19 protein-coding genes and 1 riboswitch are annotated in these 21,860 nt (G+C 74.0%); of the genes, 13 read left to right on the forward strand and 6 right to left on the reverse strand.

Going from position 1 to position 21,860, the window contains the following annotated elements; genetic code table 11:
* Positions 1-5: 5 nt before the first annotated feature.
* From PU704_RS16155 to PU704_RS16170, 4 genes are read left to right on the forward strand one after another with little or no spacing between them, the layout of a single operon-like run.
* The gene (locus PU704_RS16155) at positions 6-1,007 is read left to right on the forward strand and encodes a tripartite tricarboxylate transporter substrate binding protein (RefSeq protein ID WP_047803113.1); all 1,002 of its coding nucleotides are present in this window, start codon (positions 6-8) and stop codon (positions 1,005-1,007) included.
* Positions 1,008-1,056: 49 nt separating this feature from the next.
* Positions 1,057-1,617, forward strand: a complete 561-nt coding sequence (locus PU704_RS16160; RefSeq protein ID WP_075871632.1) for a tripartite tricarboxylate transporter TctB family protein — start codon at positions 1,057-1,059, stop codon at positions 1,615-1,617.
* Positions 1,618-1,657: 40 nt separating this feature from the next.
* A complete protein-coding gene (locus PU704_RS16165; RefSeq protein ID WP_277552011.1) occupies positions 1,658-3,205 on the forward strand; it encodes a tripartite tricarboxylate transporter permease in 1,548 nt (515 codons plus the stop codon).
* On the forward strand, positions 3,202-3,606 hold the full coding sequence (locus PU704_RS16170; RefSeq protein WP_047803110.1) for a universal stress protein: 405 nt from the start codon (positions 3,202-3,204) through the stop codon (positions 3,604-3,606). The genes PU704_RS16165 and PU704_RS16170 overlap by 4 nt, the downstream gene beginning before the upstream one ends.
* A gap of 70 nt (positions 3,607-3,676) precedes the next feature.
* Here the strand turns inward: PU704_RS16170 and PU704_RS16175 are convergent, their stop codons facing one another.
* Positions 3,677-4,675 carry a LacI family DNA-binding transcriptional regulator gene (locus tag PU704_RS16175; RefSeq protein WP_277552012.1) on the reverse strand — a complete coding sequence of 333 codons (999 nt, stop codon included), beginning with the start codon at positions 4,673-4,675 and terminating at the stop codon, positions 3,677-3,679.
* 149 nt (positions 4,676-4,824) lie between these two features.
* Here PU704_RS16175 and PU704_RS16180 point away from each other — a divergent pair, with 149 nt between their 5' ends.
* The 9 genes from PU704_RS16180 to PU704_RS16220 all read left to right on the forward strand — a co-directional run bounded on the left by PU704_RS16180 (position 4,825) and on the right by PU704_RS16220 (position 14,988).
* Positions 4,825-6,054: a Gfo/Idh/MocA family protein gene (locus PU704_RS16180; protein WP_047803108.1), complete on the forward strand. Its 1,230-nt coding sequence runs from the start codon at positions 4,825-4,827 to the stop codon at positions 6,052-6,054.
* Positions 6,051-7,304 (forward strand): dihydrodipicolinate synthase family protein, encoded by a 1,254-nt coding sequence (locus tag PU704_RS16185; RefSeq protein WP_047803107.1) that lies wholly within the window; start codon positions 6,051-6,053, stop codon positions 7,302-7,304. Before PU704_RS16180 ends, PU704_RS16185 begins: the two co-directional genes overlap by 4 nt.
* Positions 7,301-8,200: a sugar phosphate isomerase/epimerase family protein gene (locus tag PU704_RS16190; protein ID WP_075871630.1), complete on the forward strand. Its 900-nt coding sequence runs from the start codon at positions 7,301-7,303 to the stop codon at positions 8,198-8,200. The genes PU704_RS16185 and PU704_RS16190 overlap by 4 nt, the downstream gene beginning before the upstream one ends.
* Positions 8,187-9,422: a glycerate kinase gene (locus PU704_RS16195; protein WP_075871629.1), complete on the forward strand. Its 1,236-nt coding sequence runs from the start codon at positions 8,187-8,189 to the stop codon at positions 9,420-9,422. The genes PU704_RS16190 and PU704_RS16195 overlap by 14 nt, the downstream gene beginning before the upstream one ends.
* A gap of 153 nt (positions 9,423-9,575) precedes the next feature.
* A complete protein-coding gene (locus PU704_RS16200) occupies positions 9,576-10,535 on the forward strand; it encodes a carbohydrate ABC transporter permease (RefSeq protein WP_277552013.1) in 960 nt (319 codons plus the stop codon).
* Positions 10,528-11,463: a carbohydrate ABC transporter permease gene (locus tag PU704_RS16205; RefSeq protein WP_075871628.1), complete on the forward strand. Its 936-nt coding sequence runs from the start codon at positions 10,528-10,530 to the stop codon at positions 11,461-11,463. Before PU704_RS16200 ends, PU704_RS16205 begins: the two co-directional genes overlap by 8 nt.
* An 80-nt stretch (positions 11,464-11,543) precedes the next feature.
* Positions 11,544-12,932: a Gfo/Idh/MocA family protein gene (locus tag PU704_RS16210; RefSeq protein WP_277552014.1), complete on the forward strand. Its 1,389-nt coding sequence runs from the start codon at positions 11,544-11,546 to the stop codon at positions 12,930-12,932.
* Positions 12,929-13,900 carry an NAD-dependent epimerase/dehydratase family protein gene (locus PU704_RS16215; protein WP_277552015.1) on the forward strand — a complete coding sequence of 324 codons (972 nt, stop codon included), beginning with the start codon at positions 12,929-12,931 and terminating at the stop codon, positions 13,898-13,900. Before PU704_RS16210 ends, PU704_RS16215 begins: the two co-directional genes overlap by 4 nt.
* Entirely contained in the window at positions 13,897-14,988 is a 1,092-nt protein-coding gene (locus tag PU704_RS16220; RefSeq protein ID WP_075871625.1) for a mandelate racemase/muconate lactonizing enzyme family protein, read from the forward strand. The genes PU704_RS16215 and PU704_RS16220 overlap by 4 nt, the downstream gene beginning before the upstream one ends.
* Here the strand turns inward: PU704_RS16220 and PU704_RS16225 are convergent.
* The 5 genes from PU704_RS16225 to PU704_RS16245 all read right to left on the reverse strand — a co-directional run.
* Positions 14,902-15,264, reverse strand: coding sequence for a hypothetical protein (locus PU704_RS16225; RefSeq protein WP_139318461.1), 363 nt, complete (start codon positions 15,262-15,264; stop codon positions 14,902-14,904). The genes PU704_RS16220 and PU704_RS16225 overlap by 87 nt on opposite strands.
* Before the next feature lie 166 nt (positions 15,265-15,430).
* Complete coding sequence (locus tag PU704_RS16230; RefSeq protein ID WP_047803099.1) at positions 15,431-16,861, reverse strand: L-serine ammonia-lyase; 1,431 nt, start codon at positions 16,859-16,861, stop codon at positions 15,431-15,433.
* 465 nt (positions 16,862-17,326) lie between these two features.
* A riboswitch (glycine riboswitch) is annotated at positions 17,327-17,426 on the reverse strand.
* Between the two features lie 139 nt (positions 17,427-17,565).
* Positions 17,566-18,636, reverse strand: a complete 1,071-nt coding sequence (locus PU704_RS16235; protein WP_277552016.1) for a M24 family metallopeptidase — start codon at positions 18,634-18,636, stop codon at positions 17,566-17,568.
* Complete coding sequence (locus PU704_RS16240) at positions 18,633-20,690, reverse strand: DUF6807 family protein (RefSeq protein ID WP_277552017.1); 2,058 nt, start codon at positions 20,688-20,690, stop codon at positions 18,633-18,635. The genes PU704_RS16235 and PU704_RS16240 overlap by 4 nt, the downstream gene beginning before the upstream one ends.
* Before the next feature lie 277 nt (positions 20,691-20,967).
* On the reverse strand, positions 20,968-21,860 hold an 893-nt coding region (locus PU704_RS16245; RefSeq protein ID WP_277552018.1), incomplete at its 5' end, for an ABC transporter ATP-binding protein.

Here is a 21,860-nt window from a genome sequence, read left to right on the forward strand (position 1 = left end):
CTCCCATGAAGAAGACATCGCTGCGCCAGGTCCTGGTCGGCGCGACCGCGGCGACCTCGTTGCTCGCCCTCACCGCGTGCGGGGGCAACGTCGGCGGCGGGTCCGCCGGCGCCGGCGAGGAGTTCCCCTCGGAGCCCATCACCCTGACCGTCGGCCAGGCGGCGGGCGGCTCCACCGACCTCATCGCCCGTGCCGTGGCCGACGCCGCCGCGGTGGACCTCGGCGTCCCGATGCCGGTCGTCAACCAGCCCGGCGCCAACGGCGCCCTCGCCACCCAGGAGGTCGCCGGCACGGCGCCCGACGGGCAGAACCTGGTCCTGCTCAACGCCTCGCTGATCACCATCACTCCCCTCGCCGTGGGCGAGGAGGAAGCCGTGTCCCTGGACGACCTCGAGGTGCTCAAGGGCCTCTCCCAGGACGACTACGTCATGGTGGCCAGCAGCGAGTCCGGCTTCGAGAACCTCGACGACGTGAAGAACGCCTCCGGCTCCTTCAGCTACGGCACCACCGGCGTGGGCACGGGCTCCCAGCTCGCCCAGACCGTGCTGTTCGCCCAGGCCGACATCACCGGCACCGAGGTGCCCTTCGACTCCGGCGCCCCGGCGCTGACCGCCGTGCTCGGCGACCAGGTGCAGGTCGCCACCGTCCAGCTGGGCGAGGCGAAGCCGCAGATCGACGCCGGTGAGGTGACGCCCATCGTGGTGTTCTCCGAGGACCGCAACGAGTTCCTGCCCGACGTGCCCACCGCGGTGGAGTCCGGCTACGACGTGCCGGTCTCCCAGTACCGGGCCGTGGCCGCCCCCGAGGGGCTCCCGGACGACGTGAAGGCGCGGCTCGTCGAGGCCTTCGACGCCGCCGTGGCCTCGGAGACCTACCAGGACTTCAACGAGCAGAACCTGCTCACCCCGTGGGAGGTCTCCGGTGAGGAGGTCGAGCAGGAGTGGACCGAGCTCGCCGACCGCTACCAGCAGCTCGTCGAGGAGTACGACATCTCCCTCGCCGAGTAGGAAGGACCTCCGCGCCGCCATGTCGACCACCACACCCAGGAGCGTCCCCATGAAAGATCCCCGTACCGACGACCGCCCCCAGGTCACCGAGGTCCTGGTCGACGCGGACGCCGCCGCCGAGGACCTCACCCCGGAGCAGCTCGCCGCCGAGTGGGAGGCCGAAGGGCCCCCGCCCGGCGGACGGGCCGCGGCGCTCGGGTCGACACTGGCGGTCACGGCGCTCGCCGCCGCGGCGGCGCTGCTGTCCCTGGGCATGGGGCTGGGCACCCCGCAGCAGCCGGCCCCCGGCATGTGGCCGTTCCTGGTCAGCGTGGTGGCCGTGGTGATCGGCCTGAGCCACCTCGTCACGGGGCGGCGCGGGGGCGAGGGCGAGAAGTTCACCCGGGAGTCGCTGCTGGCCGTCTACGGCTTCGTGACGCTGGTCGGGCTGGTGCTGCTCATGCCCGTGATCGGGTTCGAGATCCCCTCCCTGCTCCTGTCCTTCGTCTGGATGAAGTTCCTGGGCGGTGAGACGTGGCGGGCGGCGACCCTTTACTCCGTGCTCGTCGTCGTCGCGTTCTACCTCGTCTTCATCACTGCCCTCGGCACGTCGATCCCGCACCTGTTCTGACGGCCGCCGCTCCCGGCGGCCACCGACCAAAGGCTCCCGCATGGACTTCCTGCAACCCGCCCTGGACGGCTTTGGCGTCGTCCTCCAGCCGACCAACCTCCTGTACTGCCTGATGGGCGTGGTCATCGGCATGCTGATCGGCGTGCTGCCGGGCCTCGGCCCGGCCGCGACCATCGCCATCCTGCTGCCGCTGACCTACGGCATCGAACCGGTCACGGCGATCATCATGCTCGCCGGCATCTTCTACGGCGCCCAGTACGGCGGCACGATCACCTCGGTGCTGCTCCGGCTGCCCGGGGAGGCCAGCTCCGTGGTCACGGTCTTCGACGGCTACATGATGGCCAAGCAGGGCCGAGCCGGCACCGCCCTGGGCATCGCCGCGATCGGGTCCTTCATCGGCGGCACCGTCGCCATCGTCGGCCTGACGTTCCTCGCCCCGGTGGTGGCCGGCTTCGCCCTCGACTTCGGCCCGCCCGAGTACACGGCCCTGGCCCTGCTCGGGATCCTGCTGGTGGCGACCATCAGCAACGGCAACAAGGCCAAGGCGCTCATCGCCGCCTGCTTCGGGCTGCTGCTGGCCACGGTGGGCCGGGACGTCTTCACCGGGGCCGAGCGGCTGACCTTCGGCAACCTCAACCTCGCCGACGGCATCGACTTCGTGCCCGTCGCGATGGGCCTGTTCGGCCTCGGCGAGATCCTGCACAACCTGGAGGAGCGCCACCGGGCAGCCAAGGCCCCCGACAAGGTCTCGAACGTCTGGCCCTCCCGGGCCGACCTCAAGCAGTCCTCCGGGGCCATCGGCCGCGGGTCCGTCCTGGGCTTCTTCCTCGGCATCCTCCCCGGCGGCGGCGCCACGATCTCCTCGATGGCCGCCTACGCGATGGAGAAGAAGCGCGCCAAGCAGCCCGAGCGGTTCGGCCGGGGGGCGGTCGAGGGCGTCGCCGGGCCCGAGACGGCCAACAACGCCGCGGCCACCAGCTCCTTCATCCCGCTGCTCACCCTGGGCATCCCGGCCAACGCCACGATGGCCCTGATGTTCGGCGCCCTGCTGATCCAGGGCGTCACGCCCGGCCCGCAGCTCGTCCAGCAGGACCCGGAGCTGTTCTGGGGCGTCGTCAACTCGATGTACATCGGCAACATCCTGCTGCTGATCATGTCGATCCCGCTGATCGGGATCTTCGTGCGCATCCTGCGGGTCCGGGGCGCCATCCTGGCGCCCATCACGGTCCTCATCACGATGCTGGGCGCCTACACCATCAACAACTCGATGTTCGACGTCATGCTGGTGGTCGTGTTCGGCGCGGTCGGCTACCTCATGAAGAAGTACGGGTTCGAACCGGGCCCGCTGGTGCTGGCCTTCGTCCTCGGCTCCCTGCTCGAATCCAACCTGCGCCGGTCCCTGCTGGTCTTCGAGGGGGACGCCAGCGGGTTCTTCACCCGGCCCATCTCGGCGACCCTGCTGCTGCTGTTCGTGCTGGTCGCCGTTCTGCCCCTCGTCCAGTCCGCCGTGCGGCGCCGTCGGTCCCCGGAATCCTCCGCGGAGTCCGCCGACGACGCCGACCGCACCCCCGTCAAGGAGAACGCATGAGCATCCTCGTTGGTTACGTCCCCACCCCCGTCGGAGAGGCCGCTCTCCGGGCGGCCGTCGAGGAGGCCCGCCTCCGCGAGGAGCCGCTGCTGGTCGTCAACTCGGTCCGGGAGGGCGCCCTGGCAGACCCGACCGTGGCCTCCGACGACGACCTCCGGCGCGTCACGGACGCGGCGGCCGCCGCCGGGGTGGCCTGCACCGTCCTGCAGCCGTCCCACCGCAGCGACCTGGCCGAGGAGATCCTCGACCTGGCCCGCGAGCACGACGTCTCCCGGATCGTCATCGGGCTGCGCCAGCGCACGCAGGTGGGCAAGTTCATCATGGGCTCCCACGCCCAGCGGATCCTGCTGCAGGCCGACCGCCCGGTCCTGGCCGTCAAGGCCCCCGACGCGCACCTCTGAGCACCCGCGGCCGCCCCCGAGGTGCCGCTGCCGGCCCGCGCCGGCAGCGGCACCTCGTCCGTTCCCCGGGTCAGGCGCTCTCGCGCCGCACGAGCTCGCCCACGACGTGCTCCACCCGGGGGGCGTCGCCGCTGAGCGCGATGTCCGCGGCCGTCTCCCCGATCTCCTCCAGCGGGAAGCGGACCGTGGTCAGCGCCGGGGAGAAGTCCCGCAGGTTCGGGATGTCGTCGAACCCGGCCACCCAGAGGTCCTGCGGCACGTGCAGCCCCGCGTGCCGCAGGGCCGCGATCGCGCCGAGCGCCATGACGTCGTTGGCGGCGACGAGCGCGAGCCCGCGCAGGCCCTCGGCACCGAGGCGCCCCACGAGGTCGCGGATCGACTCGTAGCCGCCCTCACTGTCGAAGCCGTGTACGGTCTCCACCTCGGCCGTCAGCCCCGCCCTGGTCAGGGCCGCCCGGAACCCCGCGCGCCGCTCGGCCGCCGTGGTGAGATCGTCCGGCCCGCCGAGGAAGGCGAACCGGGTCCGCCCGGCCGCGACCAGCATGCCGGTCAGGTCCATCCCCGCGCTGCGGTTGTCGATCGTGACCGCCCCGGCGCCCTCCAGCCAGTCCTGGCCGATGGTCACCACGCGGCCGCCGTTCTTCTGGTAGCGCTCGAGCTCCGCGAGCAGCCGCGGGTCGATGCTCTCCCGGCGTGAGCCGGCCATGATGATGGCGTCGGTGCGGTGGGCGGCGAAGGCGGACACCGCGTCGAGCTGGTCGGTGCCGCTGGTGGCGGCCAGCAGCAGCTGGTGCCGGTGGGCCCGGGCCCGGCGCTGCACCCCCTTGGCGATCGAGGAGAAGTAGGGGTCGGCGATGTCGTGCACCACGAGCCCGACGAGCTCGGTGGTGGAGCGGGCCAGCGCCTGGGCCTGCGCGTTGGCCACGTAGCCGAGGGTCTCCGCGGCCAGGCGCACGCGCTCCGCGATCTCCTCCGCCGGCCGCCGGTCCGAGCCGTTGAGCACCCGGGAGGCGGTGGCCAGGGACACCCCGGCCTCCCGCGCCACCTGGGACAGGGTCACTGCGCTCATCGTGCGGTCCTGCTTCCTCCCCGCTGCCGTCGGGCCTCTGGTGTCACCGGTCGTGAAGTCCGCGCCGGGAATGTGTTGACAGTCACACTGGAGCAACTCTAGAGTGGAAAGCGCTTTCCTGCAAATCTCCCAACCGTTTGGAGTGGACGATGTCCCAACCCCGAGTCCTACGCATCGCCATGAACGGCGTCACCGGCCGCATGGGCTACCGGCAGCACCTGCTGCGCTCGATCCTGCCCATCCGGGACCAGGGCGGGATCACGCTGCCCGACGGCAGCCGCGTCACCGTCGAGCCGATCCTCGTGGGCCGCAGCGCCGCGAAGCTCGAGGAGCTGGCCCGCCGGCACGGGGTCGAGCACTGGAGCACCGATCTCGACGCCCTCATCGCCGACCCCACGGTGGACATCGTCTTCGACGCCTCCATGACCAGCCTGCGAGCGAGCACCCTCCGGAAGGCCATGTCCGCCGGCAAGCACGTGTTCACCGAGAAGCCGACCGCCGAGACGCTGCGGGAGGCCGTGGAGCTCGCGCGCGTCGGCCGGGAGAGCGGGGTGACCGCCGGGGTGGTCCACGACAAGCTCTACCTGCCCGGGCTGGTGAAGCTGCGCCGGCTGGTGGACGAGGGCTTCTTCGGCCGGATCCTCTCCGTGCGCGGGGAGTTCGGCTACTGGGTCTTCGAGGGCGAGCACCAGGAGGCCCAGCGCCCCTCGTGGAACTACCGGCGCGAGGACGGGGGCTCGATGACCACGGACATGTACTGCCACTGGAACTACGTCCTGGAGGGGATCGTGGGCCCGGTGCGGTCGGTCACCTCCACGGCGGTGACGCACATCCCCGCCCGCTGGGACGAGCAGGGCCACGAGTACCCGGCCACCGCCGACGACGCCGCCTACGGCGTCTTCGAGTGCGAGACGCCCGCCGGGGACCCCGTGATCGCGCAGATCAACTCCTCCTGGGCCGTGCGCGTGTACCGCGACGAGCTCGTGGAGTTCCAGGTGGACGGCACGCACGGCTCGGCCGTCGCCGGGCTGACCAAGTGCGTGGCCCAGCAGCGCGCCCACACGCCCAAGCCGGTGTGGAACCCGGACCTGCCCGTCACCGAGTCCTTCCGGGACCAGTGGCTGGAGGTGCCCGCCAACGCCGAGCTGGACAACGGCTTCAAGGCGCAGTGGGAGGAGTTCCTCGCCGACGTCGTCGCCGGGCGCGAGCACCGCTTCGGTCTGCTCTCGGCCGCCCGCGGCGTCCAGCTCGCGGAGCTGGGCCTGCAGTCCTCGGCCGAGCGCCGCACCGTCGACATCCCGGAGCTGGAGCTCACCCCGGAGGCCGGCGAGGACGCGGACCGGGCGGCGGACCCCGAGACCGCCGGAGCGCTCCGGTGACCGCCGTGCACCTGCCGGACGGCACCGGCTCCCGCACCGAGCACGTGCTCTCCGAACCGGGGGCCTGGACCCGCCCGCAGGCCCCGATCGGCTCGCGCAGGGCCTATGCCGCGGCGCACGTCGTCCCGCACGTCCTCGGGGACAACACCCCCGGGGCGCCGGCGCAGCTGGACTGGGACGCGACCCTGGGCTTCCGCCACGACGTCTGGTCCTACGGGCTGGGCGTGGCCGACGCCATGGACACCGCCCAGCGGGGCATGGGCCTGGACTGGCCTGCCACCCAGGAGCTGATCCGCCGCTCCACCGCCGAGGCGGCCGCCGCGCTGACCGCCGGGCACGCCGGCCTGCGGGGCCGCACGGTGCGCGACCTCATCGCGTGCGGAGCCGGCACGGACCAGCTGGACCCGGCCGGGATCGTCCCGGGCGAAGCCGGGCTGCAGGCCGTCGAGGCCGCCTACCGCGAGCAGCTGGCGGTCGTGGAGGGCGCCGGGGCCAAGGTCGTGCTGATGGCCTCCCGGGCGCTGGTCCGCGCGGCGCGCGGCGCGGAGGACTACCTGCGGGTCTACACCGGCCTGCTCGACGAGGTCCGGCACCCGGTGGTCCTGCACTGGCTCGGCACGATGTTCGACCCGGCCCTCACCGGGTACTGGGGCAGCGAGGAGGTCGAGACCGCCACGGAGACGTTCCTGCAGCTGATCCGGTCCCGCCCGGAGAAGGTCGACGGCGTCAAGGTCTCCCTGCTGGACGCCGGGCACGAGACCCGGCTGCGGGCGGCGCTGCCGGACGGGGTCCGCCTCTACACCGGGGACGACTTCAACTACCCCGAGCTCGTCCACGGCGACGGCACTCGGCACTCCGACGCCCTGCTGGGCATCTTCGCCGGCATCTACCCGGCCGCCTCCACCGCGCTGCAGGCCTACGACGCCGGGCAGCCGGACCGGGCGCGGGCGATCCTCGACTCCACGGAGGCCCTCGGGCGCCACGTCTTCGGCGCCCCGACCTTCTACTACAAGTCCGGCATCGCCTTCCTCTCCTGGCTCAACGGGCACCAGCCCGGCTACCAGATGGTCGGCGGTCTCCACTCCGGGCGCTCGGTGCCGCACCTCGTGCGGGTCTTCGAGCTGGCCGACCGCGCCGGGCTGCTGCTCGACCCCGAGCTGGCGGCCCGGCGGATGGACGCCTTCCTGGACGTCGCCGGAGCCGGGGCCCCGGCCCTGGTCCCCGCCGGCGGCACGGGAGGTGCGGCGTGAGCGCGGACTTCCAGCTGTCGCTGAACACGGGCACCACCCGCCGGCTGAACCTGCAGCAGGCCGTCGACGCCACGGCCCGGGCCGGGCTCGGACACATCGGCGTGTGGCGCGACCGCGTGGCCGAGGCCGGCCTGGAGGAGGCGGCGCGGATGATCTCCCGCGCCGGCCTGCAGGTCTCCAGCCTCTGCCGGGGCGGCTTCCTCACGGCGGCCGACGAGGCGGGGCAGCGGGCGGCCCTCGAGGACAACCGGGCCGCGATCCGCGAGGCCGCGGCCCTGGGCACCGGCGAGCTGATCATGGTCGTCGGCGGTCTGCCCGCCGCCGCCCACGTCCTCGGCGGCACCGGCGACCGCGGCGACAAGGACCTGGCGGCCGCCCGCGCCCGCGTGGCCGACCGGCTGGCCGAGCTCGTGCCCTTCGCCCGGGAGCACGGGGTCCGCCTGGTGCTCGAGGCGCTGCACCCCATGTACGCCGCGGACCGGGCCGTGCTCTCCACCCTGAAGCAGGCGCTGGACTACGCCGCCCCCCATCCCCCGGAGGCCGTGGGCGTGGTGGTCGACACCTTCCACGTGTGGTGGGACCCCGAGCTGGAGGCGCAGATCGCCCGGGCCGGGGCCGAGGGCCGGCTGGCGTCCTACCAGGTGTGCGACTTCAACCTGCCGATCGCCGCCGACGCCCTCCTCTCCCGCGGGATGATGGGCGACGGGGTGATCGACTTCGCCACGATCGGCCGCTGGGTCGCCGCCGCGGGCTACACGGGCCCGGTGGAGGTGGAGATCTTCAACCAGGAGATCTTCGACCGGGACGCCGACGTCACGCTCGCCGTGATGAAGCAGCGCTGGGCGTCCCTCGTCCTGCCGTCCCTGACGGGCGAGCCCGCTCGTGCCCCCGCCTGAGGACGGCGGACGCCCCCGGGTGGTCGTGGCGCCGGACAAGTTCAAGGGCACGCTCACGGCCCCCGAGGCGGCCGAGGCCCTCGCGGCCGGGGTCCGGCGGCACTGGCCCGGGGCCCGGATCAGCACGGTCCCGCTCGCCGACGGCGGCGAGGGCACGGTGGACGCCGCCGTGGCGGCCGGTGCGCAGCTGCGCCGGACGCCGGTCCGGGGCGCGCTCGGGTCCCGCGTGCGGGCGCGCTGGGCGCTGCGCACGGCCGAGGACGGCAGCACCACCGCGGTGGTCGAGTCCGCCGAGGCCGCCGGGCTCGACCAGGTCCGGCCGAGCCCGGCCACGGCCCGTGCGGCGCACAGCTACGGCTGCGGCCAGCTGATCCGGGCGGCGCTGGACGCCGGGGCCTCGGACGTCGTGGTCGCCCTGGGCGGCTCGGCGATGACCGACGGGGGCTCCGGCGCCCTGCGGGCGCTCGGGCTGGAGGTGCTCGACGACGGCGGCGCTCCCGTGCCGCTGGGCGGCGCCGGCCTGCTGCGGGCCGCCCGGCTGAACACCTCCGGGCTGGACCCCCGGCTGCGGTCGGTGCGGCTGCGGCTGGCGGTGGACGTCCGGAACCCCCTGTACGGGTCCGCCGGCGCCGCCCACGTCTTCGCGGGGCAGAAGGGTGCCGACGCCGGAGCCCGCGCCGAGCTCGACGCCGCGCTGCGGCGCTGGGCCGCCCTGCTGGCCGGCACGCCCGGGACCCGGCCCTTCCGGGTCCCGGGCGCGGGAGCCGCCGGCGGATTCCCGTCCGGCTTCCTGGCCCTGACGCCCGCCGTGCTGGAGGGGGGCTTCGAGCTCGTGGCCGCGCTCGTGGGTCTCGAGGAGCGCCTGCGGGGGGCCGACCTGCTGCTGGTCGGGGAGGGCTCGCTGGACGAGCAGTCGCTGCAGGGCAAGGCGCCGCTGGCCGCCGCGGCGCTGGCCGCGGCCCGGGGCATCCCCGTCGTGGCGGTCGCCGGGCGGCTGTCCCTGTCCGCCCGGCAGCTGCGCGAGGCCGGCGTCGGGGCCGCCGCGTCCCTCGTGGACGTCGCCCCCTCCGAGGACGCGGCCCGGGCGCGGGCGAGCCACTACGCGGGGCCGGCCGTGGCCGCGGCCCTCCGGCAGCTCGACCGCGCGCCGTCCCGGGGCGGGGGCGACGCGCCGGTCCGGACGCACGACGACATGACCGGATCCATCCGCCATTGTGGTTGACGTCACACTGCGCGACCTCTAGCCTTGAGGGCAATGCAGATGTGGAAAACGCTTTCCCACCCGTTCCGAGGAGAGACCGATGACAACGAGGCACATCCACACCGAGCCGCTCCGGGCCTCCCGGCCGCGGTTGCGCCGAGGGGCGGTCCCGGTATGAGCGCCGTCGAGGAGATCACCCGGAAGGGCCTGCCCGGGGGCCGCGGGAAGCGCGCGGCGGCCGGCCGGCAGGGATCCCGCGCCGACCGGCGGGACAACAAGGCGGCGGCGGTGTTCCTGGCGCCCTGGATCGTGGGGCTCGTGGTCATCACCCTCGGCCCCATGCTGATGTCGCTCTACCTCTCCTTCACCGACTACAACCTGATGCGCTCCCCGGACTGGATCGGCCTGGAGAACTTCTCCCGGATGCTCGAGGACGCGCGGCTGCACAACTCCTTGAAGGTGACCTTCACCTACGTGTTCGTGGGGGTCCCGCTGCAGCTGGCGCTCGCCCTGGCGATCGCCATGGTCCTGGACCGGGGCCTGCGCGGCCTGGCGTTCTACCGCTCGGTCTTCTACCTGCCGTCCCTGCTCGGCGCCTCCGTGGCGATCGCGATCCTGTGGAAGCAGCTGTTCGGGACCAGCGGGCTTGTCAACCAGGTGCTGGCCCTCGTCGGCATCGAGGGCATCGGGTGGATCTCGGACCCCCGCACGGCCCTCGGCAGCATCATCCTGCTGCACGTGTGGACCTTCGGGGCCCCGATGATCATCTTCCTGGCGGGCCTGCGGCAGATCACCACCATGTACTACGAGGCGGCCTCCATCGACGGCGCCGGCAAGGTCACGCAGTTCCTCCGGATCACGCTGCCCCTGCTGAGCCCCATCATCTTCTTCAACCTGGTGCTGCAGATCATCCAGGCGTTCCAGTCCTTCACCCAGGCCTTCATCGTCTCCGGCGGCCGGGGAGGGCCCTCCGACTCGACGATGTTCTTCACGCTGTACCTCTATCAGACCGGCTTCGGCCAGTTCGACATGGGCTACGCCGCGGCCATGGCCTGGCTGCTGCTCGTCATCATCGGGGCGTTCACCGCTCTCAACTTCATCGCGTCTAAGTATTGGGTGTTCTACGATGACTAACTCGACAATCGCCTACGACCCCGCCCCGACGGCCGAGCAGGACGCCGCCCCGGCCCCGACGGAGGGCGCGGCGAACCGCCGGTCCCGCGGCCCCGGCGGCCGGGGGCGGATCCGCTCCCTGCTCAAGCACCTGGCGCTGATCCTCACGGGCGGGGTGATGATCTACCCGCTGCTGTGGATGCTGGCCAGCTCCCTGCGCCCCAACGACATCATCTTCCGCGAGCCGGGCATCCTGCTCGAGACCTTCGAGAGCGCCAACTACACGGACGGGTGGACCGCCCTGTCCAGCCCGTTCAGCGTGTACCTGTTCAACTCCGCGGTCGTGGTGCTCGGGTGCATCGTGGGCAACCTGGTCTCCTGCTCGATGGCCGCCTACGCCTTCGCCCGGCTGGAGTTCCGCTTCAAGAAGCCGGCCTTCGCCCTGATGCTCCTCACGATCATGCTGCCGTTCCACGTGGTGATCGTGCCGCAGTACATCATGTTCTCCCAGATCGGGTGGGTGAACACCTTCTGGCCGCTGATCGTGCCGAAGCTGCTCGCCACGGACGCGTTCTTCGTCTTCCTCATGGTCCAGTTCATCCGCGGCATCCCGCGGGACATGGACGAGGCGGCCCGGATCGACGGCGCCGGCCACGCCCGGATCTTCGGGCAGATCATCCTGCCGATGATGGTCCCGGCCCTGGCCACCACCACGATCTTCACGTTCATCTGGACCTGGAACGACTTCTTCAGCGCCCTGATCTACCTGACCGACCCGAACATGTTCACCGTCCCGGTGGCGCTGCGCGCCTTCGTGGACGCCACCGGGGAGTCCTCCTGGGGCTCGCTGTTCGCGATGTCGATCGTGTCCCTGCTGCCGGTGTTCATCGCCTTCCTCGTGGGACAGAAGTTCCTCGTCAAGGGCATCGCCACCACCGGCATCAAGTGACCCGCCCGGGCTCCGTGCCGCCGGGACCGCCGGCACGGAGCCCCACCGAAGACCACCCACCCCAGCAGAAGGAGCACTCGATGCGCAGCGCAGACCCCACCGGCCCGGACGGCACGGCACCGCGGGAGGGGCGGACCCGCTACCTCCTGGTCGGCACCGGCCACCGGTGCGAGATGTACCTCCGCTCGCTGCTGGACGACCACGCCGACGTCGCCGAGCTGGTGGCGGTGGGCGACAGCAACCCCGGGCGGGCCGAGCACTACCGCCGGCTGGTCGAGGAGACCGCAGGAGTGCCGGTCCAGGTCTTCGACCCCGCGGCGCTCACCCGCACGATCCGCGAGCAGGCCATCGACCGGGTCGTGATCACCACCCCCGACGCCACCCACGCCGACTACATCTGCGAGACCCTGCGCGCCGGCGCGGACGCCGTCGTCGAGAAGCCCCTGACCATCGACGCGGAGGGCTGCCGCCGCGTCACCGCGGCCGTGGAGGAGACGGGCCGGCACGTGGTGGTCACGTTCAACTACCGCTACTCCCCGCGCAACACCGCGCTCAAGGACGTCGTGCAGTCCGGGGCGCTCGGCACGGTCACCTCCGTGGACTTCAGCTGGGTGCTGGACACCGTCCACGGCGCCGACTACTTCCGCCGCTGGCACCGGCAGAAGCAGAACTCCGGCGGGCTGCTGGTGCACAAGTCCTCCCACCACTTCGACCTCGTCAACTGGTGGCTGGCCGACGCCCCGGAGCGGGTCTACGCCTCCGGCGGCCTCCGCTTCTACGGGCGGGACAACGCCGAGGCCCGCGCGCGGGCCGGCGCCCCCCGTGCCGCCGGACCGGACGGCGACCCCTTCGCCCTGGACCTGCGCTCCGACGAGCGGCTCAGCCGGCTCTACCTCGACCACCAGCACCACGACGGCTACCGCCGGGACCAGGACGTGTTCTCCGACGGGATCACCATCGAGGACAACCTCGCGCTCGTGGTCGACTACGCCCGCGGCGCCACCCTGTCCTACTCACTCAACGCCCACTCGCCCTGGGAGGGCTACCGGGTGGCCGTCAACGGCACCGAGGGCCGGGCCGAGCTGGAGGTCGTGGAGCGCGCGGCCGTGCTGCCCGCCGCCGGCGGGACCCCGGTGGACCCCTCGGTCACGGCCGGGGCGGAGCAGGGCGGGGCCCGGCGGCGCGGCGAGCGGCTGGTCGTCCAGCGGCACTGGGGGACCGCCGAGGAGGTGCCCGTCCGCAACGGCTCCGGCAGCCACGGCGGCGGGGACCGGCTCCTGCTCGCCGACGTGTTCCGGGGACCGGGGGAGGACCCCTACGGCCGGCCCTCCGGCTACCGCGACGGCGTGGCGGCCGTGTCCGTGGGCATCGCCGGCAACCGCTCCCTCGAGACGGGCGCACCGGTGCGGATCGCCGACCTGGACCTCGGCAGCACCGCCGCGGACCGGCGCAGCGGAGTCCCGGCATGACCCGGGTGGTGGTCACCGGCGGGTCCGGCCGGCTCGGGCGCAGCGTCGTCGCCGGGCTGGCGGAGGCCGGCTACGACGTCGTCAGCGTCGACCGCGCCCTGCCGCCCGAGGCGCAGCGGGCGGCCGCGCACCGGGCCGTCGAGCACCGGGCCGCCGAGCTCACCGACCCCGGGGCCACGCTCGCGCTGATGCGCGCGGAGCGCCCGGACGCGGTGGTCAACCTCGCGGCCATCGCCGTGCCCTTCAGCGCCCCCGAGCACGTCATCCTGCAGACCAACGCCGTGATCGCCCACACCGTGGCCGAGGCCGCCACCGAGGCCGGGGCCCGCCGGATCGTGATGGCCAGCAGCCCCACCGTGCTGGGCTACGGCTCCCCGGCCGGCTGGCTGCCGCCCGCCCTCCCGCTGACCGAGGACACCCCGCCGCGGCCGTGGCACGCCTACGGGCTGTCCAAGCACGTCGCCGAGCAGGTCGCGCAGATGTTCGCCGCGGCCCGCGGCGGGAGCGTGCGCTACGCCTCCTTCCGCCCCTGCTACGTGATCGCCCCCGAGGAGTGGGCCGGCGCGCCGACCCAGCAGGGGCACACCGTGCGCGAGCGCCTGGACGACCCGGCGCTGGCCGCGCCGGCGCTGTTCAACTACGTGGACGCCCGGGACGTCACCACCTTCCTCGAGGCGCTGCTCGAGGGGATGGGCGCCGTCCGCAACGGGGACACCTTCTTCGTGGGCGCCGCCGACGCCCTGGCCCGGCGCCCGCTGGCGGAGCTGATCCCGCAGTTCGTCCCCGGCAGCGAGGAGCTCGCCGCGGGCCTGACCGGGACGGCGCCGGCCTTCAGCATCGACAAGGCCCGCGAGGAGCTGGGCTGGGAGCCGGCGCGCTCCTGGCGCACCGAGCTCCGCGAGGACGCCGGTGACCCGGTCTCCGGGGAGCTCGCCGGCGCCGGGCGGCACGGGAAGGACACCGCATGAGCATCGCCGCCGTGCACACCGAGCTGATCACCGCCCGGCTGCTGCGCAGCTGGGGCCCCGAGGCCCCGCGCAACCACCTGATCGCCGTCACGGTCGTGGCCGACGACGGCGCCACCGGCACCGGCTTCTCCTGGACCCCGACCATCGGGGCGCGCGCCGTGCAGGCGCTGCTCGACGACGACCTCGCCGCCTTCGTCCGCGGCCGTGACGAGCACCCGGAGGTGCTGTGGGACGACGCCTGGAAGTTCCTGCACGAGGGCGGCACGGGGCTCACCGGCATCGCCCTCGCGGGGATCGACCTGGCCCTGTGGGACCTGCGGGCCCGGCGGGCCGGCCTGTCCGTGCCCGCGCTGCTGGGCCGGCGGCAGCAGGACGTGGCCGTCTACGGCTCCGGCGTGAACCTGCACTACGAGCTCGACGAGCTGCGGGAGCAGGTGCGCCGCTGGGTCGCCGCGGGCTTCGGCGCCGTCAAGATCAAGGTGGGCCGGCCCGACCTGCGCGAGGACGTCGAGCGCGTGGCCGCCGTGCGCGAGCTGCTCGGCCCCGACCGCGGCCTGATGATCGACGCCAACCAGCGCTGGGACCTGCCCACGGCCCGCCGGGCCCTGGACGCGCTGGAGCCCTTCGCGCCCTCGTGGCTGGAGGAGCCGCTGCGCGCGGACGACCTCGAGGGCTACCGCCAGCTGCGACGGTTCAGCCGCGTGCCCATCGCGCTCGGGGAGAACCTGCACAACGTCTACCGGTTCCGGGACTTCATCGCCGCCGGGGCCGTGGACATCGTCCAGCCGAACATCGTACGGGTGGGCGGCATCACTCCCTTCCGGCGGATCGTGGAGCTCGCCCGCACCCACAACGTGGGGATCGCCCCCCACCTGCTGCCGGAGCTCTCGGGGCAGCTGGCGCTGACCCTCGCGGAGCCGACCATGGTGGAGGTGGTCGAGGACGCGGGGTTCGCCGATCTCGGCGTCCTGGCCGGGCCGTCCCCGGTGCGCGTCACGGGGTCACGGCTGGAGCTCTTGGACCGCCCCGGACTCGGCCTGGCGCTGCGGCAGCAGGCGCTGCCCGCCCTGCAGGAGGCCGCGGTCTGACCCCGCCGGCCCCTGGTCACCGGGGGCGTCGGGGGTGCGCCGGGCCTGCTGCCGGGCCCGCAGCAGCGCGTCCGTCTGGCTCGCCCAGCCGAGCCGGTGCTGCTCGAAGCGGGGCACCAGACCGGCGATCGTGAGGACGACGCCGAGCACCACCGTGCCGACGAGCAGGTCGTACGGGGCCCGGCCCCCGAGGAGCGTGAGTCCCATGCCGGCCATCGCGGGGGCCGTCATCAGCACGCCGAGAGCGGCCACCACGTCCGCCAAGGTCATTCTCATCTGCAAACCTCCTCGGCACGAGGCTAGACCTTTGTCCAGTCCGGGGCACAGTGTGCCCCTTGATGACGTGCCGACCACGGACGACGTGCCCGCCCGGGCGGTTCGCGGCGGCCGGCGCGGCGGGGAGGCCGCGCGGGCGGTCCCTCCGCCGCGGGACGGGGGCGGGTCAGCACTCCACGACGTTGACGGCGAGTCCGCCCAGGGCGGTCTCCTTGTACTTGTGGCTCATGTCCTTGCCGGTCTCGCGCATCGTCACGATGACCTGGTCGAGACTGACCCGGTGCGTGCCGTCCCCCCACATGGCCATCTTGGCGGCGTTGATGGCCTTGGCCGCGGCGATCGCGTTGCGCTCGATGCACGGGATCTGCACCAGGCCGCCGATCGGGTCGCAGGTCAGCCCGAGGTTGTGCTCCATGGCGATCTCGGCGGCGTTCTCCACCTGGGCGGGCGTGCCGCCGAGGACCTCCGCCAGGCCGGCGGCGGCCATCGAGGAGGCGGACCCCACCTCGCCCTGGCAGCCGACCTCGGCCCCGGAGATCGAGGCCTGCTCCTTGTAGAGCACCCCGACCGCCCCGGCCGTGAGCAGGAACCGGACCACGAGGTCCTGCCGGGCGGCCTCGAGCGCCTCCGGGCCCTCGGCGGCGGCGGCCCGGGCCGCGGGGGAGTAGTGGGTGGCGTAGAACAGCACCGCCGGGATGATGCCGGCCGCCCCGTTGGTGGGGGCGGTGACCACCCGGCCGCCGGAGGCGTTCTCCTCGTTGACCGCCAGGGCCACGAGGTTCACCCACTCCGGCCAGAAGCCCGGGTCCCGGTCCGGGTCCTCGGTGCGCAGCCGCCGGTGCCACTCCGGGGCGCGGCGGGCGACGTCCAGCCCTCCGGGCAGCGGGCCCGTGCGCCGGAGGCTGGAGTCCTTGCACTCCTCCATCACGGCCCAGATGTGCAGCAGCTGCTCCCGGATCTCGTCCTCACGGCGCCACGTCCGCTCGTTGGCCAGCATCACCTCGCTGATCGGCCGGCCGGTGCCCGCGCAGTGGCCCAGCAGCTCCCGGGCGGTGCGGAAGGGGTGGGGCACCTGTGCGCTGGCGGCCTCCAGCTCGGCCGCGGCGGTGTCCTCCTCGCCCTCCCGGACGATGAACCCGCCGCCCACGGAGAACCAGGTCTCGCCGGCGAGCACGGTTCCGTCCGCGTCGAGCGCCTGGAAGCGCATGCCGTTGGTGTGCCGCTCCAGCACGGTCAGCGGGTGCTGCACCATGTCCGCGACGCCGTAGCGGAGGTCCCTGCGGTGCCCGAGGGCCGCGCACAGCCGCAGCCTCCCGGTGCCGGCGATGTCGGCCAGCCGCTCCTCCACCTCGTCGGGGCGGACCTGCTCCGGGTCGTAGCCCTCCAGACCCAGCAGGATCGCGGTGAACGTGCCGTGGCCGCGACCGGTGGCGGACAGCGACCCGTAGACGTCCACGCGCAGGTCGGCGGTGCGCTCCAGGAGGTCCTGGGCGACCAGGGTCCCGGCGAAGCGGCGGGCGGCGCGCATGGGCCCGACGGTGTGCGAGCTCGAGGGGCCGATGCCCACGGTGAACAGATCGAAGACGCTGATGGCCATGGTGGTGCTCCAGAACAGAGTGGCGGCCCCGGGACGGGGTGGACGGGATGACGGGAGGGCGTCGGCCGCTGCGCTGCGGCCCGGCTCCCCTGCTGGACGACGGCCGGCGGCGGCTGCCGCACCGGACCGGGTGTGACTCGCACGGGCCCACCGGCGGCGTCCGCGGCATGCGCTCGGGGGACGACGGCGGGTTCTCCGGGGAGGTCTCGCCGCGGACGGGTCGGCCTCCAACGGAGGCGGTGTCCCCGCGGACGCCTCCGGCGGCACGGGCGCGCCCCGGTGCGGTCGCGGCGGGCCGAGGTGGTCGTCATCGAGGAACTCCGGGCTTCTGCGCGGTGGGCTCGCGCGGTCTGCGGGTTCCTCCCCGATCTGTTGCACGGCCTGAGAGTTTCCGCCGCACCCGGAGGGGGTGCGGCTTGCTCCGTCGGCGAGCGCGGACCAGGCCACGCTACTTTCCAGAGGTGCCTCGGCGCGGCGGTGCTTGGGCCTGAGAGTTTCCCGGGGAGGAATTGCTCCTACGGCGCCCGATCGGTGTGGCCGAGCGGGTCTCTCCCGCCGCGCGTCGATGGCGGCAGTCGTGTGACTGTCAGCACAATCTAGTGGAGGTGGCCGCAGGAGGCAACGGCGCCTGCCCCTCGCGCACCGCGGCGCCGGTCATCGGCGTCTCCCGGGCCGCGGCCGGCCGGGCCACGGCCCGGCGCCGTTCAGCGCTCGAGCGTGGCGGGGCGGTCCCGGCCGCGCACCCGGACGACCGGCCAGCGGGGGTCCACCGACAGCGGCCGGGGCCCGCCGGCGCCCAGCAGCACGGTGTCCTCGATCTTCGCGCCGGGGGCGGAGGGGTTCCACGCGAAGGCCTGGTGCTCGTGCACCCGGTCCGGGACACCGGGGACCAGCCGCGGATCGCGGCCCGCGTAGCCGGCGGGGCCGCCCTGGTGGTGCCGGGTCCACTCCCCGGCGTCGAAGCCGTGGCGCGGATAGGCCCGCTGGAGGATCGGGAGCACGTCCGCGAGCGGCAGCCCGGGGCGCAGGGCGTCCAGGACGTCGGCCTCGACCTCCGCGATCCCCGCCTCCGCGTCGGCCTCCTGCGCGGTGGCGGGACCGAAGCGGACCCAGCGGGTCACGTTGGCGATCAGCCCGCCGCGGCGGGCGCAGACCACGGCCATCGCCCGCCGCCCCAGCGGGGCCGCGGTCGGCAGGGGGTGGCGGTGCGCCAGCCGCTGCGCGCCGCTGCACAGCAGCACGATCGGCTCCGCGCCGCGCCGCACCAGCCCGGCGGACAGCTCGGCGGCGACCTCCCGCTCGGTGCTGTGCGGGGTGGCCCGGCTCAGCACGTCCGTGAGCACGGCGGCGGCGACCCGGCACAGGGCCTCGTAGCGCAGCGTCTCCCCGGGCAGCAGGGACGCGCGGGCGGCCCGGAGCGGGGCCGCGAGACAGTCCTCGGCGAGCACCGCCATCGAGCGGGCGGCGGGGAACCAGCTCTCCGGGGCGGCCGGGGCGGCGTGCCACGGCAGCTCGTGCAGGCGGACGTCGTCGGGCAGCTCCTCGGCCGTGAGCCGGGCCGCCTCGCTGGCGGAGGTCACCACCTCGTCCCCGTCCTGGTGCACCAGCACGGACGCCACCGGCGGGCCGGCGAGGGAGACGTGCACGCGGGCCCCGTCGAGGTACCAGGACACCGCCGTGGCGCTCTCCAGGAGCACGGCGTCCCCGCCGTGCTCCTGGAGCACGCGCAGGACCCCGCGCCGCTTCTCCGGCCGATCGGCGCCCGAGGAGCTCACGCTCCGGGGCTCTCGGCCGGGCCGCGGCTCTCGGCGGCAGCGTCGAGCAGGGCCTGCACCCCGGTGGCGTCCAGGCGGCCGTCCACCACGAGGACGTGCACCGCCCGCTCGAGCGGGGCCTCCGGGCCGGTGGTCACCGGGGCGTCCCAGGCCGGCGCGAGGCCCACCCCCGGATAGCCCGAGACGCGGACGAACCACGGGTCGGTCGACGGCCCTCCGTGGCGCAGGACGAGCGTGGCGGGGCGCCCGGCGAACTCGGCGGAGAAGGCCAGCCACGGGGACACGCTTCCGTGCACGGCGTCCTCGCCCGCGGCGGCCGCGGTGAACACGTCCGCGTCCGTGCAGGCCGGCAGGCGCCAGAAGAACCCGCCGTAGCCGCCGCCGGCGCGCCCGTTGGCCCCCGGGCTGCCCAGCTGCACGGGGCGGTTCCCGGCCGGGGAGAGGCGGAAGCGCAGACCGAGCTCCCAGGCGTGCTCGGTCACGGGGCGGAAGGTCCAGCGGCGCTCCTCGGCCAGGACCGCGGTGCCGTCCGGGCCGGCCCAGGACAGCTCCTCGTCCAGCCGGGTGTCCGTGGCGTGGGCCGCGACGCGGCGGACACGGCCGTGGTCGTCCCGCCACACGTACCGCTGGTCCTCGCGGGTGTAGGTGCGCCCGCCCCAGAAGTTGAGGCCGTCCACGTCCTGCAGGGCGGTGCTCACGCCCAGGTGCCAGACGTGGTCCAGCGGCTGCTGGTCCGTGACGGTGACGCCGCCGAGGGTGCGGACCGGGTGCAGGAACGGGCGCGGCGAGGAGGTCGGGGCGATGCCCTCGCCCGTGCGGACCCGGGCGACCTCGCGGCCCGCCACCACGAAGCGCTCGCCGGTCGCGGCGGGGACCGCCCACGGCGCCCCGATCCCCGTGAAGCCGGACTGCGCCGCAACCGCGCGGGCCGCCCAGTCCTCGACCCCGGGCAGGACGGCGCAGCGGGTCCCGCCCTCCTCGAGCCACCGCACGTGCTCGGGGTCGATCGGCACGGGGTCCGGGGCGGTGCGCACGGCGTCGAGCACCCGCATGAAGGCGCCCGTGGCGGCCAGGGGGCAGAGCAGCGCGGCGCCGTCGCGGCGGGCGGCGATCAGGTTCTCCAGCAGGTTGGTGCGCCCGGAGCTGACGGTCCGCGTGCCCTCCGGCCCGGAGACGGTCAGCTCGTCGCGGGTGTAGTGCAGGACCGCCCGGCCCTCGGTGCCCTCGACGGTGATGAAGGGGTCCTGCTGCTCGGCGGCGCACAGAGTCAGGGCGCACGTGACGGGGACGCCGGACGCGGTGCGGACCCGGACCACCGAGGTGTCGTCGGACTCGATCGCGTTGGCGCGGTACAGCTCGGTGCGCAGCTGTGCGACGTCCTCGGCGCTCCGCGCCCCGGCGATGTGCAGGGCGGTCATGACGGCGTGGGCGAGGGGGTTCGTGACCACCCCGTCCACCACGTCCACACCGCCGATGCGGCGCCGGCCGGCCCAGGGGGAGCGGGTGAAGTAGCCGGTGTCCCGGGACCACAGGCCCGTGGCGCCCACGGCGCGCAGCCGCCCGATCTCCCCGCTCGCCAGCAGCCGGTCGATGAGCCCCAGCGCGTGGGAGCCGATGCTCTGGAAGCCCACCTGGACGAGACGGTCCGCCTCCTCGGCGGCGCCGAGGAGGCGATGGAACTGCTCGAGGTTGGCCACCGGCGGTTTCTCGAGCAGGACGTCGGCCCCCAGGTCCAGGGCCGTCAGGGCGAGGTCGAAGTGGGTGTCGATCGGGGTGGAGACCACCACCACGTCGACGTCGAGTCCTGCGGCCCGCAGCTGCTCCAGGTCGCCGAACATCGGCACGTCGGCCCCGAGCGCCCCGTCGTCGTCGGCGCGCCGGTCGACGGCCGCGACGAGCCGGACGCCGCCCTCCTCCTCGAGCCGGCGGATGTTCGCCAGGTGCCGCTCCCCGAAGCCCCCGATCCCCACCAGGCAGATCCGGACGGGGACCTTCCCGTGGGCGTCCGCCCGGCGGGGTTCGGCGGTCTGGGCAGGAGCGGTCTGGGCTGGCACGGGATCTCCTCGGACGCGGCGGGAATGCGCTTTCCAACGTATCGGCGGGGCGCCGGTGTGTCAACAGTCACACTTCCCGCCTCGCGGTGGGCGCTGCCGCGCCGCGGAGCCCCGGTCGGCGGACCGGGAGTCCGGGCTCCACCCACGCCCGGGGCGGCCCGGTGGGTCGGGCGGTCCTGTCGACCGCGCGTTCCGCACGGCGGACGACGGCAGCGGGCCCGGCGCCTCTCGTGGAGGTGCCGGGCCCGCTGCCGTCGTCTCGTGGTGCCGGGGGTGGTCAGTCGGGCAGGCGGGTGCCGGTGGTGGTGTCGAAGAGGTGGAGGTGGTCCAGGGTGGGGGTGACCCAGATGGTGGACCCGGCCTTGGGTGGGGTGCGGCCCTCGGCGCGCACGACGATCTCGTGGGCGGCGGGGGCGTCCTCGCCGGTTCCGTCGGTCTCGGCGGTGGGGTCGATCTGCACGATGGTGTTCGCGGCGGTGACCGGGGCGAGGTGGCCGTAGACGAAGGCGTCGGCGCCGAGTTCTTCGACCACATCGGCCACGATCGGCAGCCCCTGCCCCTCGCCGGCGGGGGTGAGGTCCTCGGGGCGGATCCCGACGGTGACCTGGTGGCCGGTCAGTGCCGCCCGCTGGGCGGGGCTCAGCGGGATGGCCAGGGTGCCCAGGCTCACCCCGGTGTCGGTGACCGGGGAGCGGAAGAGGTTCATCGCCGGGGAGCCGATGAACCCGGCGACGAACTCGGTGGCGGGCCGGTCGTAGAGGGCCCGGGGGGTGTCGACCTGCATCAGCACCCCGTCCTTGAGCACGGCGACCCTATCGCCCATGGTCATCGCCTCGACCTGGTCGTGGGTGACGTAGACGGTGGTCACACCCAGGCGGCGGGTGAGGGAGGCGATCTGGGTGCGGGTCTGCACGCGCAGCTTCGCGTCCAGGTTCGACAGCGGCTCGTCCATCAGGAACACCTGCGGGGAGCGCACGATGGCCCGGCCCATCGCCACCCGCTGGCGCTGCCCGCCGGACAGGGCCTTGGGCTTGCGGTCGAGGTAGTCGGTCAGATCCAGGATCTTGGCGGCCTCCTCCACCCGGCGCTTTCGCTCCTCGGCGGGGACCTTGGCGATCTTCAGGGCGAAGCCCATGTTCTCGGCCACGGTCATGTGCGGGTAGAGGGCGT

Source organism: Kocuria oceani (assembly GCF_029524215.1).
Taxonomy (GTDB): domain Bacteria; phylum Actinomycetota; class Actinomycetes; order Actinomycetales; family Micrococcaceae; genus Kocuria; species Kocuria oceani.